Source organism: Bosea sp. RAC05 (genome assembly GCF_001713455.1).
Taxonomy (GTDB): Bacteria; Pseudomonadota; Alphaproteobacteria; order Rhizobiales; family Beijerinckiaceae; genus Allobosea.
In genome coordinates this window covers 3,054,577-3,067,144 of the sequence record NZ_CP016464.1, presented here as the reverse complement: position 1 = coordinate 3,067,144, position 12,568 = coordinate 3,054,577, and the positions used below count along the sequence as shown (strand labels likewise).

12 protein-coding genes and 1 tRNA gene are annotated in these 12,568 nt (G+C 68.2%); 5 read left to right on the top strand and 8 right to left on the bottom strand.

Annotated features, from left to right (window positions below; translation table 11 throughout):
• Positions 1-71: 71 nt before the first annotated feature.
• On the bottom strand, positions 72-1,091 hold the full coding sequence (locus BSY19_RS17970) for an AMP-binding protein (protein WP_069055339.1): 1,020 nt from the start codon (positions 1,089-1,091) through the stop codon (positions 72-74).
• 12 nt (positions 1,092-1,103) lie between these two features.
• The gene (locus tag BSY19_RS17965; protein ID WP_150129661.1) at positions 1,104-2,915 is read right to left on the bottom strand and encodes an extracellular solute-binding protein; all 1,812 of its coding nucleotides are present in this window, start codon (positions 2,913-2,915) and stop codon (positions 1,104-1,106) included.
• Positions 2,916-3,196: 281 nt separating this feature from the next.
• On the opposite strand from BSY19_RS17965, the gene BSY19_RS17960 reads away from it, so the two are divergent.
• A complete protein-coding gene (locus BSY19_RS17960) occupies positions 3,197-3,940 on the top strand; it encodes an invasion associated locus B family protein (RefSeq protein ID WP_069055337.1) in 744 nt (247 codons plus the stop codon).
• Between the two features lie 85 nt (positions 3,941-4,025).
• Here the strand turns inward: BSY19_RS17960 and hspQ are convergent, their stop codons facing one another.
• The 3 genes from hspQ to BSY19_RS17945 all read right to left on the bottom strand — a co-directional run bounded on the left by hspQ (position 4,026) and on the right by BSY19_RS17945 (position 6,341).
• Entirely contained in the window at positions 4,026-4,355 is a 330-nt protein-coding gene (gene hspQ, locus BSY19_RS17955) for a heat shock protein HspQ (protein ID WP_069055336.1), read from the bottom strand.
• Between the two features lie 137 nt (positions 4,356-4,492).
• Entirely contained in the window at positions 4,493-5,542 is a 1,050-nt protein-coding gene (locus BSY19_RS17950) for an HpcH/HpaI aldolase/citrate lyase family protein (protein ID WP_069055335.1), read from the bottom strand.
• A gap of 235 nt (positions 5,543-5,777) precedes the next feature.
• Positions 5,778-6,341 (bottom strand): hypothetical protein, encoded by a 564-nt coding sequence (locus BSY19_RS17945; protein WP_069055334.1) that lies wholly within the window; start codon positions 6,339-6,341, stop codon positions 5,778-5,780.
• Here BSY19_RS17945 and BSY19_RS28005 point away from each other — a divergent pair.
• Complete coding sequence (locus BSY19_RS28005) at positions 6,341-6,490, top strand: hypothetical protein (RefSeq protein WP_171905170.1); 150 nt, start codon at positions 6,341-6,343, stop codon at positions 6,488-6,490. The genes BSY19_RS17945 and BSY19_RS28005 overlap by 1 nt on opposite strands.
• A gap of 31 nt (positions 6,491-6,521) precedes the next feature.
• Here the strand turns inward: BSY19_RS28005 and BSY19_RS17940 are convergent.
• Positions 6,522-6,609 (bottom strand) — tRNA-Thr (locus tag BSY19_RS17940).
• A 178-nt stretch (positions 6,610-6,787) separates the two neighbouring features.
• A complete protein-coding gene (locus tag BSY19_RS17935; protein WP_069055333.1) occupies positions 6,788-7,732 on the bottom strand; it encodes an IS1595 family transposase in 945 nt (314 codons plus the stop codon).
• A gap of 237 nt (positions 7,733-7,969) precedes the next feature.
• Between BSY19_RS17935 and BSY19_RS17930 the strand changes: the two genes are divergently transcribed.
• Positions 7,970-8,941 (top strand): AEC family transporter, encoded by a 972-nt coding sequence (locus BSY19_RS17930; protein ID WP_069055332.1) that lies wholly within the window; start codon positions 7,970-7,972, stop codon positions 8,939-8,941.
• A gap of 206 nt (positions 8,942-9,147) precedes the next feature.
• The gene (locus BSY19_RS17925; protein ID WP_069057216.1) at positions 9,148-10,263 is read left to right on the top strand and encodes a CaiB/BaiF CoA transferase family protein; all 1,116 of its coding nucleotides are present in this window, start codon (positions 9,148-9,150) and stop codon (positions 10,261-10,263) included.
• Between the two features lie 6 nt (positions 10,264-10,269).
• Here BSY19_RS17925 and BSY19_RS17920 read toward each other — a convergent pair whose 3' ends face one another.
• A complete protein-coding gene (locus BSY19_RS17920; RefSeq protein ID WP_069055331.1) occupies positions 10,270-11,442 on the bottom strand; it encodes a UbiH/UbiF family hydroxylase in 1,173 nt (390 codons plus the stop codon).
• A 151-nt stretch (positions 11,443-11,593) separates the two neighbouring features.
• Between BSY19_RS17920 and BSY19_RS17915 the strand changes: the two genes are divergently transcribed.
• Positions 11,594-12,568 (top strand): quinone oxidoreductase family protein, encoded by a 975-nt coding sequence (locus tag BSY19_RS17915; protein ID WP_069055330.1) that lies wholly within the window; start codon positions 11,594-11,596, stop codon positions 12,566-12,568.

Here is a 12,568-nt window from a genome sequence, read left to right as displayed (position 1 = left end):
CCGGCCCGCTCGCCGTCCCCTCGGATTGCTTCGTCGCTCTGCTCCTCGCAATGACGACGCCGTCTCGGCGGTTACGACCGCCGGCTCACCGTGATCTCGGCGGCGGTCGTCACGTCGATGTCGACGATGGCGATGTCGGCCCGGTCGACCGCCGGCAGGCTGCGCTGCCCGGCCGGGCGCTGCACGAAGACGAGGCTCGCCAGCGCCGGGTGACTCGCCAGGCGCGAATGGGCGAGCGCCGCTTCCATCGTCCCCGGCAGCACGAGATGGACATTGCGCCCCCCGGCGAGGCAGGCTTGGAGGTCGCCGAGGCTGAACAGGCCGAGCGTCAGCAATTCGACGCCGGTCAGCATCGCCATGGCCGGGCCGCTGGCCAGCGCTGCGAGATCGCCGCCAACCAGCGTCGTCACGATCCGCGAGGAGTCCATCGGCTTGAGCAGGCGCGAGATCTCGAGCGCGCGGGCGAGCACGTCGCGCTCGGTGACGGGAAGGGGGCCGGCCAGCGTCATGGCGTCGACCACCAGAAGGGGCGCGCGCTGGTCGAACTCCGGCAGCGGGTGCAGGGTGGCGCTGTCCATCAGCCGGTCGAGCGGCGCGATGCCGTCGGGGATGTCGGCCCCGAAGCCGCCGACGAAGCGCGTCCCGAAGGCGCGCACCGCGAGCTCGCGCAGCATCAGCAGCGGCCGCAGCGGGCCGACCCGGGAGACGCCGAGCGCCATGACGGCATCGGCGGCCTCGATCAGCCGCAGCAGTTCCAGCTCGTTGCCATGCATCGGCAGCAGCATGGGCGAGAGACCCGCGCGCAGGCAGGCGAGCACGGAGACGATCGCCTCCGGCCCGAGCGGCGCCAGGATCGCGACGCGCGCACCGGGCTGGGCGCGGTTGACCGCCAGCAGCCTCGCCAGCCTGTCGGCGCTGCCATGGAGCTGTCCGAAGCTCTGGGAGCTGGGGATCGCGTCGCTCCAGCCCTGACGACCCGGCGGATCGCGCAGCGCCGGCTCGTAGCCGCGGCCGGCCGCCAGGGCCTGGAGCAGGGTGTCGAAATGCAGGCCGTCCAGGAGGGCAGCGGCTTCGTCCGGTCCGGCCCGCATCGGCGAGGTCTCTCAGTTCGCGGGCGCGGGCGCCGCGGGGCGGCGGGCCAGCACTTCGGTGGACAGGAAATAGCGCGGCTTGCGGGCCGGCAGCACGATGTCGCGCCCATGGGCGATCCAGGTGTCCGGCAGGTAGTAGAGCGGCACGACGTAGAAGCCCGACAGCAGCAGCCGGTCGAGCGTGCGCGCGGCGGCGACGAAATCCTCGCGCTCGCGGGCGGCGAGCAGGGCCTGCAGCGTCGCGTCGATCGCCGGCGCGGTGACGCCGGCATAGTTCAGCGAGCCCTTGCGGCCAGCATTGGCCGAGCCCCAGCGGCCGATCTGCTCGTTGCCCGGCGAGGCAGAGACGGGCCAGGTCCACTGGATCATGTCGAAATCGAAGGCGGAGAGCCGGCGCCAGTACTGCACGTCGTCGATCAGCCGGACCTCGACGCGGATCCCGAGCCTGGCCAGGGATTGCGCATAGTTCAGGGCCAGCCGCTCCTGCGGCCGGTTGGTGACGGTGATCTCGAAGGCGAGCGCATCGCCCCCCTTCATGCTCCGCAGCACGCCGTCGACCATGCCGAAGCCGGCCTTGTTGAGCAGATCGAGCGCGCGGCGCGCCTGCTCGCGGTCGCGTCCCGACCCGTCCGTCGCCGCCGGCGTCCAGGTTCCCGCGAGGATGTCGGGCCGGACCGCGCCGGGGAAGGCGGCGAGCAGCGCCTGCTCGCGCGCATTGGCGGGGACGCCGAGGGCCGACAGCGTCGAATCCGAGAAGAAGCTGCCCGCCCGGCGGTAGACGCCGTGGAAGAGGTTGCGGTTGACCCATTCGAAATCGAACATCATGGCCAGCGCCTCGCGCACCCGCACATCGCCGAAGAAGGGCCGGCGGGTGTTGAAGACCAGGCCGGTCATGCCCTTGGGCGCGTCGAAATGCAGCGTCTCGCGCAGGATGCGGCCGTCGCGCACGGCCGGCACGTCGTAGCCGGTCATCCAGCGCGTCGGGTCCGGCTCGATGCGGACGTCGTAGAGCCCGGCCTTGAAAGCCTCGAAGAGCGCGTTGGAATCCCGGTAGAAATCGTAGCGGATCTCATCGGCGTTATAGAGCCCGCGCGTCAGCGGGTGGTCCTCGGCCCAGAAGTCGCTGCGCCGCTTCAGGGTGATGGTGGCGCCCGGCACGAGGTCGGCGACGACATAGGGGCCCGAGCCCAGCGCCGGCTTGAAGCTGGTTTCGCCGAAGGTCTCGGCATTGGTGGCGTGTTTGGCGAAGATCGGCATGGCGCCGATGACCAGCGGCAGTTCGCGGTTGCTGCCGTCGCCGAGCTCGAACTCGACCCGGCGCGGCGAGGGGGCCGTGGCCTTGGTGACACGGCCGAGGCTCGAGCGATGAAACGGCTTTCCCTTCGTCTTCAGCATCTCGAAGGTAAAGAGAACGTCCTGCGCCGTCACCGGCGTGCCGTCGGAGAAGCGGGCGCGCTCGTCGATCTCGAAGGCGAGGCGGGTGCGCGCCTCGTTCAGCTCGACCCGCGCGGCGAGCAGGCCATAGGCGGTGAAGGGCTCGTCGGCCGAGCGAAACAGCAGGCTCTGCTGGACATAGCGCGGCACCGCGTCGGGCGCGACGCCGAGCACGACCAGCGGATTGAGGCTGTCGAAGGTGCCCTGCTGGCCAAGCACGATGCGTCCGCCCTTCGGCGCGCTCGGATCGGCGTAGGGCAGATGCGCGAAGCCGCGCGGCAGGGCCGGCTCGCCATGCATCGCGATCGCGTGGTCGAACGGCGGCTGCGATTCGGCGCGAGCCGTCGTGGCCGATGCGACGAGCAGGGCCAGCAGGGCGAGGAGGGCCATGGCGGCGGCCCTGGATGCCGTCTCGGCCGCGTGAAGCAAATGCATCGTCCAACCTGATTCTGGCGCACAGGATAGCATGGCGGGCCGCCTCGCCGTCAGCTATTCGGGCTGGAATCCCGCAACGGAACTGGCTAAAGCCGAAGGGAGACGTCATGCTCACGCCGCATTCGCCCCTGATGCACCGCTTGCGATGGCCGGCAGGGATATGCGATGGGGCTGCCGGTGGTGACGTGCGCGGCTTGCGAAGTCGTGATCCCGAATTCGCTGATAAGGAAAACTACATGTCCGCTTCGTTTCGCCTGTCCGTCCGCGCCCTGAGCATCGCTCTCAGCACGGCGATCGGCCTCGCCCCGATGGCCTCCTTCGCGCAGCAGGCGCAGCCGCGTCCCGCCAATCCGCGTCCGGCCCAGCCGGCTCAGCCCGCCCAGCCGCCTGCCGGCGCCGGCCCGACCGTGGTGCAGGTCAAGCCCGAGCCCTCGCAGACCGCCTGGACCAAGGTCTGCGGCAAGGACGAGACCGCCAACAAGGAAATCTGCTACACGACCCGCGACTTCGTCTCGGACCAGGGGCAGCCTGTGCTCGCCGTCGCGGTCTATGACGTGAAGGGCGATCCGAACAAGATCGTGCGCTTCCTGATGCCGCTGGGCCTCCTGCTGCAGCCGGGCATCCGCTTCGGCGTGGACACCGCCCAGCCGACGCCGGGCCGCTTCGCCATCTGCTTCCCGAACGGCTGCTTCGCCGAGGCGCAGGTGAAGGACGACTTCATCAATTCGATGAAGAAGGGCAACACGCTGAGCGTCAGCGTCCAGAACCAGGGCGCCCGCGAGGTCTCCTTCGCGATCCCGCTGACCGATTTCGCCAAGGGCTTCGACGGCGCGGCGATCGACCCCAAGGTGCTGGAAGAGCAGCAGAAGCAGCTTCAGGACGAGCTGGCCAAGCGCCAGGAGGAGCTGCGCCAGCGGCTCGGCGGCGGCGGCGCCAATGCGGCCCCGGGCGCCGCGCCGGCGATCCCGCCCAAGCCCTGAGCGGTCGCGCGACCCCACTAGCAAACAGGCCGCCCGAGAGGGCGGCCTGTTTCGTTTCCGGTGAGGGTGAGCCGCGACGTGCGCGTCAGTTCAGCCCGGCGCGGTCGATCTGGTAGCGGCCCTTGCGGTCGCGGCGGAAGAATTCCTTCGCCTGCGGATGGCGCACCGGGCGGCCGGTCTCGTCGATGACGAGGTTCTGCTCCGAGACATAGGCGACGTACTCCGTCTCGTCGTTCTCGGCGAAGAGATGGTAGAAGGGCTGGTCCTTGGACGGGCGCAGATGCTCGGGGATCGCCAGCCACCATTCCTCGGTGTTGGAGAAGACCGGGTCGACGTCGAAGATCACGCCCCGGAACGGGTAGACCCGGTGCTTGACGACCTGGCCGATCCGGAACTTGGCGGAACGTGCTTCCATGGGTGAGCGATCCATCCTGTCGTGGCGCACCGTCTCCGTGGTGCACCGTCTTGGCGCGAGCGAGCCTGAACTTGCGCGCTTGCGTGAGAATTGCGTCGCAAATGCGTCAAAATCAACCGTTTTGACGCATCCGTCGATCACATCCCGTAGCGGGCCGCCAGATCGGGGTCGCGGGCTGCGACCTGCCGGGCGAGATCGACGATGACCTTGGCCTGTTTCCAGGTGGCGTCGTCCTGCATCTTGCCGTCGATCATCACCGCGCCCGAGCCGTCGGGCATGGCCTCGAGGATGCGCATCGCGAAGGCGACCTCGGCGGGGTCGGGGCTGAAGACGCGCTTGGCGATGGCGATCTGCGAGGGGTGCAGGGTCCAGGCGCCGGCGCAGCCGAGCAGGAAGGCGTTGCGGAACTGGGCCTCGCAGGCCGCCTCGTCGGCAAAATCGCCGAAGGGGCCGTAGAAGGGCTTGATGCCGGCTGCCGCGCAGGCATCGACCATCTTCGCCAGCGTGTAGTGCCAGAGATCCTGCTGCGCGACGGCGCGCGGGCCGCCATCGGATGTGGGATCGGCGATGACCTTGTATTCGGGATGGCCGCCGCCGACGCGCGTCGTCTTCATCGCCCGGGAGGCGGCGAGATCGGCCGGGCCGAGGCTCATGCCGTGCATCCGCGGCGAGGCGGTGGCGATGGTGTCGACGTTCTTGACGCCCTCGGCCGTCTCCAGGATCGCGTGGATCAGGATTGGCTTGGGCAGACAATGCTTCGCCTCGAACTGGGCGAGCAGCTGGTCGACATAATGGATGTCCCAGGGGCCCTCGACCTTGGGCACCATCACGACGTCAAGCTTGCCGCCGATCGCCGCCATGATCGCGGTGATGTCGTCGAGAAACCAGGGCGAGTTCAGCGCGTTGACCCGCGTCCACAGCCCGGTCTTGCCGAAGTCGACCGCCTGGCCCATGGCGATGAATCCGTCGCGCGCCGCCTGCTTGGCCTCGACGGGGATGGCGTCCTCGAGATTGCCTAGCACGATGTCGACCTGGCCCGCGAGGTCGCCGACCTTGGCGCGGACCTTCTCCAGATGCGGCGGCACGAAGTGGATCATCCGCTCGAGCCGCAGCGGCAGCTCCCGAAAGGGCTCGGGCGCGCCGATCGCGAGAGGCCGGAAGAACTGGCGCGGCGTCTTGGTGGTCATCGGGCGCTCCCTGCTGCGGTGCAGCGAATGTGGCCGAGCGGAAGGGGCGCGTCCATCCTCCCTTGGGCGAGAGAGGGGAGTGGGGAGACAGAATGGACGATTATATACTTGACAAAGCAGCCATGACGAATCACCCTGAAACACGACAGGCCGGCACTGAAATCGAGGTCACGCCCGAGATGATCGAGGCGGGGCGTTCTGAGTTTGTGAATTGGTTCCTGCGTGACGAGCACGCTCAATCGTTGGTCGAGCTGCCGTCAGACGATTCGGTTGCGGAGCTTCTGGCGGCATGCTTCCGATCCATGCGGTCAATGATGCCGCTGGATTGCATGTAGCGAACGATGGATGCGTTGAGCTTGCGCGCTCGGTCGCCTTCGGCTGCAAGTTCTGCGGCTGTCCAATCTTTCTCAGTGTCGCTTTGGCCTTTTAAGAGCGCCGAGCCGGATCTGATGTCGAGGTGAAATGGCCTGATCGACCCGGGCCTTGCCCCTTTTGTCCAGCGCTGATGAGCAATTGCGTTCCTTAGCGGTCCGAATGTACCAAGCTCGCCTATCAGTTGGATGAACTGGTCGGCCTCCTTCCCAGGGCCCAGGCGCTCTTTCACGATGCTTTTTGCGACAGTCCTTAGGTTCATCGACGAATATGGCTCAGAGAGGATGAGCATCTCCCTCAGGTCCATGTCTAACAGGCCGGCCAATGTGATCTTTATCCCGCTCTCGGCGTACGCGTAGTAATGTATGATGGAGCCGAAAGCGGCGATGTGTTCCTCGGTGACGATCTGCGGGCTGGAGATGGACATTGAGTGCTGATCCCGATTTTGACGAGAAGCGCCGCGACGAGGTGCTAAAGCGGATGCTGGCGACGCCGCCGAAACCGCATGACGATTCCAAGCGGGCTGAAAAGCCCGTCAAGGACATTAAGACCCAATCCAACGGAAAGAAGGATTGACGCGCTTCCAGCCTCGTAGTGAGGATGGCGGCGGGCACGGTTGGACTCGAACCAACATTCTCCGGATTACGAATCCGGTGCTGTGCGCCTGCGGAGGCTTCCAGTTCAGCTACGTGCCCTCGATACGGGCCGGGTGCCGCAAGCGCCCGGCCTTTCTCGATTCGCCGCCCACGACGGGAACACGCCCAGAACGAAAGGTGGAGTCCGCGAGCATGCCCGGCGCCACGCCCGCGCCGGTTGTCCACGCGATTTTACCGTTTGGAGCGTCGCTTACGCAGGATGCGCTTGGCTTGCTGCTTACGCGAGCGCGGCTTCACCAGCCCGCCGATAGGTGAGGCGCTTGCCCTCAATGCCCTTCAAGGCGTTGTCGCGGCGCATCACGTCGGAGACGCCGAGCTTCGTGCGGTTGTTGTAGCGGAAGTCGAACTCCGCGAGGTAGCGGAACAGGTGCTTCTCGGCGCAGTGCTGATAGATGCCTTTCATGCCGCGCTTGAAGACAGAGAAGAAGCCTTCGATGGTGTTGGTGTGCACGATGCCGCGCACATACTCGCCAGCGGTGTGCTTGACGGTTTCGTGGCCGTCGAACTCCGTGCCGGTCTTCGTGTAGAGCTTGCTCTCGTCGGTGTGCAGAACCGAGGTGCGGTGAACGTTGGTGACGACGATCTCGCGGATCGTGGTCGCGTCGGCGCTTTTGACATGGAAGGAACGAACCGAGCCGCCGCGCTCGACCAGCGCGACGACGGCACGCTTGCCGCCGATGCGGGTCTTGCCGCGCTTGGTGCGCTGGGCAACGACTTCCTTGTCGCCAAAGTAGGTTTCGTCGGCCTCAACGATATGGCCGTCGCCACCCATCGGAGGCGGGTTGTCGTCGCGCATGGCTTCGCGGATGCGATGGCACATGAACCACGCCGTCTTGTAGGTCACGCCGAGCATGCGGTGGATTTGATGGGCGCTGATGCCCTTCTTGCTGGAGGTCATGAGGTGGACGGCCAGCATCCACTTGTTGAGCGGGATTTTGGAGCGCTCGAAGACGGTGCCAACGGTCACGGTGAACTGCTCGCGGCACTCGGCGCACTGGTACACGCCGGGGCGATGAGCCTTGCCCTTGAGGCCGTGAATCTTCGACGGGTCGGCATTGCCGCACTGAGCGCAGACGACGCCGTTGGGCCAACGCTGGGCTTCAAGATGCTCGCGGGCCTTGTCGGCGTCGGTGAAAATCGGGTTGTCGAGTGCGGCGGCCATGGCTGTCTCCTGTGATTAGGAAGATAGCCCCATGGCCTGCTTTGTCAAGTATATAATTGCGACAGAATGCCTAGGACGATAATCCGTCCATTTATTCCTAGGTTCTCAGTCCTGCCCGCATCTCCTGCCACCCGCCCCGGCGCCGTTGCCGCTTGCGTGCGGGCCGGCACCGGCTAAACAGCGCCGGGCAGGTCGATCCCTCTCGCGGTCGGCGCCTCCGCTGGGACTGTCGACCGCATGGCCGATCTCGCCACCATCGCCAATCTCGTCGCGCCCTTCTTCGGGCTGATTCTGCTTGGCTTCGTCATCGGCCGGTGGAAGCGCCTGCCGGAGGCGGGGCTGGTCTGGCTGCAGTTCTTCCTGATCTATGTTGCGCTGCCGCCGCTGTTCTACCGGCTGATCGCCGACAAGCCGGTGACGGAGCTCGCCAATGGCCGCTTCATCCTGGCGACGACGCTCTCGACCTTCCTGGTCTTCATGCTGTCGCTGGCGGTGGGCCTGCGGGCGACGCGGGGCGACCTGCCGCAGGCGGTGATGCAGGGCGTCGCCGGCTCCTATTCCAACATCGGCTATATGGGGCCGCCTCTGCTGCTGGCGGCGCTGGGCCCGGGCGCGAGCGCGCCGCTCGTGCTGATCTTCGTCTTCGACAGCCTGCTGCTGTTCTCGATCATCCCGTTCCTGATGGCGCTGGCCGGGGTCGAGAAGAAGAGCCCGCTCGACACCGCCCGGCAGGTCGCCTGGCAGGTCGCGACGCATCCCTTCAACGTCGCGACGCTGCTCGGCATCCTCGCGAGCGCGACCCATTTCGAGCTGCCCTCGGTGCTCGACAAGATGACGCTGTGGCTGGCGCAGGCGGCCGCGCCGTGTGCGCTCTTCCTGCTCGGCGTCACCGTGGCGCTGCGGCCGATGAAGACGCTGCCGGCCGAAGTGCCGGTGCTGGTCGCGATCAAGCTCGTGCTGCACCCGCTGCTGATCTGGGTGCTGCTCTCGGCGATCGGCAATTTCCCCGACATCTGGATCTTCACCGGCGTGATCATGGCGGCGCTGCCGCCGGCGCTGAACATCTTCATGATCTCGACGCAGTACCGCGTCGGCATCGACCGCGCCTCGGCCTGCATCCTGATCGGTACCGTCGTCTCGATGGTGTCGCTGACGGGCTTCCTGTGGCTGGTGAAGACGGGCAGGATGGCGGCCGACCTCTTCCCCTGATCGCCCGGGGAGACGGCTCGCCGATCGACAGCCCTCACCCTGAGGAGCAAGCCGCAGGGCTTGCGTCTCGAAGGATGCTCCAGATGGTTCGGGAGCCTCCGGGACCATCCTTCGAGACGCCATTCCCTTCGGAATGGCTCCTCAGGATGAGGGCTTGAGGACCCGCGAGACGTTTCCGACCGGGCATCGCGATGCGCAGGACGCCGATGCTGCCGCTGGACGACCTCACGGTCCTGGATTTCTCCACCCTGCTGCCTGGGCCGATGGCGAGCCTGTTCCTGGCCGAGGCGGGGGCCCGAATCATCCGCATCGAGCGGCCGGGCGGGGAGGAGATGCGCCGCTTTCCGCCGCGCTTCGGCGAGACCTCGGCGCCCTATGCCGTGCTCAACCGCGGCAAGGCGAGCGTCGAGATCGATCTGAAGGCGCCGGATGCGCTGGCGCGGCTGACGCCGCTGATCGCGCAGGCGGACATCCTGATCGAGCAGTTCCGGCCCGGCGTGATGGAGCGGCTCGGCTTCGGTCATGAGGCCCTGTCGGCGATCAATCCGCGGCTGATCTATTGCTCGATCAGCGGCTATGGCCAGTTCGGTCCGCGCGCGCAGGAGGCCGGGCACGACATCAACTACCAGGCGGTCGGCGGGCTGCTCGGCCAGTCGCTGCGGGCCGGCGCGGCGCCGCCGCTGCCGCCGCCGCTGGTCGCCGACATCGCCGGCGGCACGATGCCGGCCGTGCTCAACATCCTGCTGGCGCTGCGCCAGCGCGAGCGCAGTGGACAGGGCTGCCATCTCGACATCGCCATGACGGACGCCATGCCGGCCTTCGCCTGGTACGGGCTGGCGCAGGGCCAGGTCACGGGGCGTTATCCCGAAGGCGGTGAGGCGCTGCTGACGGGGGGAAGCCCGCGCTACGGCCTCTATGCGACGCAGGACGGCTGGTTCCTGGCCGTGGGCGCGCTGGAGCCGAAGTTTTGGGACGTGCTCTGCGAGGAGATCGGGCTTTCGCCTGCATTGCGCGACGACCGCATCGATCCCGACGCCACGCGTGCGGCGATCGCGGCGATCATCGCCGGCCGGCCCGCCGCTCACTGGCGCGAGACGCTGGAGCCGCGCGACTGCTGCTGCACGGTGGTGCGCACGCTCGAGGAGGCGGTGGCCGATCCGCATGCGACGGCGCGGGGGCTGTTCGACACGCAGGCGCAGGAGCCCGGCGGTCGCCGGCTGGTCTCGACGCCGCTGCCGCTGGCGCCGGTGTTCCGCGAGCAGGCTGTGGCCTTGCGCGAGGTCGCGGCCAGCGGCGCGGATACGCAAGCGTTGCTGGGGTAGGGCGCGCTACCGCGGCATCCCGCCCGCGAGCCCCTGCCGCATCACCAGCCGCCGCAACGGGCCGATGCGGGAAAGCGCCAACAATCCGGCGCCGCGCAGCAGATCGGCCGGCATCAGATCGGTCAGCAGGGTGCGGTTGAGCGTGTCGACCGCACCGGTGCGCAGGCGGACATCGGCCTGCCGCGCCCGGTCATAGGCTGCAACCGCCGCCGGCGCGCCGGGATCGGAGGTTTCGTCCACCGCATCGCGCAGAGCCATCACGTCGCGCAGGCCGAGATTGAGCCCCTGCGCGCCGATCGGCGGGAAGACATGGGCGGCCTCGCCGACGAGGACCATGCGATCGGCGCCGAAGCGCTCGACCGAGAGCCCGCCCATCGGCACGCGGCCGCGCGGCCCGTCGAGCCGCATCGCGCCCAGCAGGGAATGCGCCTGCCGCTCGACGCGGCGGGCGAAGGCGGCGTCGTCCAGCGCCGCGACCTCGTCGGCCTCGGCGGGATCGAGCAGCCAGACCAGCGAGGAGCGGCGGCCGGGCAGGGGGACCAGGGTGAAGGGGCCCTTGCGGGTGTGGAACTCGGTCGAGACGTCGCGATGGTCGCGGGCATGGGCGAAGATCGCTGTCAGCGCGCTCTGCGGATAATCCCAGTCGCGGGCGGCGATGCCGGCCGCCTCGCGCACCCGCGAGCGGCGCCCGTCCGCACCGACGACGAGGCTCGCCCGCAGCGAAAAGCCCTCGCCCGAGAGCAGGACGCCGTCCTCGTCGGTCGCGATGCCGGAAACCAGGCCGGGTTCGTGGCGGACCCCGGCTGTGGTGGCGAGCCGGGCCGCCAACGCTGCGACCAGCTCGGCATTCTCGACATTCCAGCCGAAGGCGGGCAGCCCGACCTCGGAGGCGCGGAACTCGACCGGGGGCTGGCGGAACAGGCTGCCGGTGTCGTCGACGAGCCGCATCACCGCCAGCGGCGCGGCCTTGTCGGCCAGCGCGTCGTGCAGGCCGAACTCACCGAGCAGCCGCCAGGAGCCGTCCAGCAGCGCGACGGTGCGGCCGTCGCGATGGGTCGGAACAGGGCCGAGCAGGGCGATGCGGCGCCCGCCCTCGGCCAGCGCGAGCGCGGCCGCGAGCCCGACGGCGCCGGCCCCGACGATGGCGATGTCGACCTGATCCCTGCGCGGTGTCGTCATGCCGCTCTGGTTACGCCAGACGGGCGGGATTGGCCACGGGGCGGGGCGTCGCAGGATCGCAGGGACGTGATGCGCCGGCTGCACCGCGGCCCCGTTGCGCAGCCGCGCCAAGCCCTTATGGTCCTGTCCCAACGTTCAGGGAGATGACGACATGGTCAAGGCGATCCGCATCCACAAGACCGGCGGGCCCGAGGTGCTGCAGCTCGAGGACATCACGCTGCCGGCGCCGGGGCCGGGCGAGCTTCTGGTGCGCAACCGGGCCATCGGCCTCAACTTCATCGACACCTATTTCCGCACCGGGCTCTACCCCGCCCCGCATCTGCCCTTCGTGCCCGGCAATGAGGCGGCCGGCGAGGTCGTGTCCGTCGGGCCGGGCGTCACCGAGTTCAAGCCGGGCGACCGCGTGGCCTATGTCGCGACGCTCGGCTCCTATGCCGAGGAGCGCATCGTCGCGGTCAACTCCACCGTCGCGCTGCCGGAGGCGGTCTCCTTCGAGGCCGCCGCCAGCATGATGCTGAAGGGCATGACGGCGGAGTATCTGCTGCACCGGACCTACAAGGTGAAGCCGGGCGACACGATCCTGGTCCATGCCGCGGCCGGCGGCACAGGCCTGATCCTCTGCCAATGGGGCAAGGCACTGGGCGCGACCGTGATCGGCACTGTCGGCTCGAAGGAAAAGGGCGAGCTCGCCAAGGCGCATGGCGCCGACCATGTCATCCTCTATCGCGAGGAGGATTTCGTCGCGCGGGTGAAGGAGATCACCGGCGGCAAGCTCTGCGCCGTGGTCTATGACGGCGTCGGCAAGGACACCTTCCTGCCCTCGCTCGACTGCCTTCAGCCTTTCGGCGTGCTGGCGAGTTTCGGCAATGCGTCCGGCACGGTCGAGCCGTTCAATCTCGGCCTGCTCGGCCCCAAGGGCTCGCTCTATGTGACGCGACCGACGCTCTTCACCCATATCGCCAAGCGCGCGACCATGGTCGAGATGGCGGCGAACCTGTTCGGCGCGGTCGCGTCCGGCCAGGTCGTGGTGCCCGTCAACGCCCGCTTCGCGCTGGCGGACGCTGCAAACGCGCATCGCGCGCTGGAGAGCCGCGGCACGACGGGTTCGACCGTGCTGATCCCCTGA

Excerpts from the sequence above, each read along its gene's own strand:
- BSY19_RS17970 (WP_069055339.1), bottom strand. The coding sequence starts at position 1,091 with ATGCGGGCCGGACCGGACGAAGCCGCTGCCCTCCTGGACGGCCTGCAT.
- BSY19_RS17965 (WP_150129661.1), bottom strand. The coding sequence starts at position 2,915 with ATGGCCCTCCTCGCCCTGCTGGCCCTGCTCGTCGCATCGGCCACGACG.
- BSY19_RS17960 (WP_069055337.1), top strand. The coding sequence starts at position 3,197 with ATGTCCGCTTCGTTTCGCCTGTCCGTCCGCGCCCTGAGCATCGCTCTC.
- hspQ (WP_069055336.1), bottom strand. The coding sequence starts at position 4,355 with ATGGAAGCACGTTCCGCCAAGTTCCGGATCGGCCAGGTCGTCAAGCAC.
- BSY19_RS17950 (WP_069055335.1), bottom strand. The coding sequence starts at position 5,542 with ATGACCACCAAGACGCCGCGCCAGTTCTTCCGGCCTCTCGCGATCGGC.
- BSY19_RS17945 (WP_069055334.1), bottom strand. The coding sequence starts at position 6,341 with ATGTCCATCTCCAGCCCGCAGATCGTCACCGAGGAACACATCGCCGCT.
- BSY19_RS17935 (WP_069055333.1), bottom strand. The coding sequence starts at position 7,732 with ATGGCCGCCGCACTCGACAACCCGATTTTCACCGACGCCGACAAGGCC.
- BSY19_RS17930 (WP_069055332.1), top strand. The coding sequence starts at position 7,970 with ATGGCCGATCTCGCCACCATCGCCAATCTCGTCGCGCCCTTCTTCGGG.
- BSY19_RS17925 (WP_069057216.1), top strand. The coding sequence starts at position 9,148 with ATGCTGCCGCTGGACGACCTCACGGTCCTGGATTTCTCCACCCTGCTG.
- BSY19_RS17920 (WP_069055331.1), bottom strand. The coding sequence starts at position 11,442 with ATGACGACACCGCGCAGGGATCAGGTCGACATCGCCATCGTCGGGGCC.
- BSY19_RS17915 (WP_069055330.1), top strand. The coding sequence starts at position 11,594 with ATGGTCAAGGCGATCCGCATCCACAAGACCGGCGGGCCCGAGGTGCTG.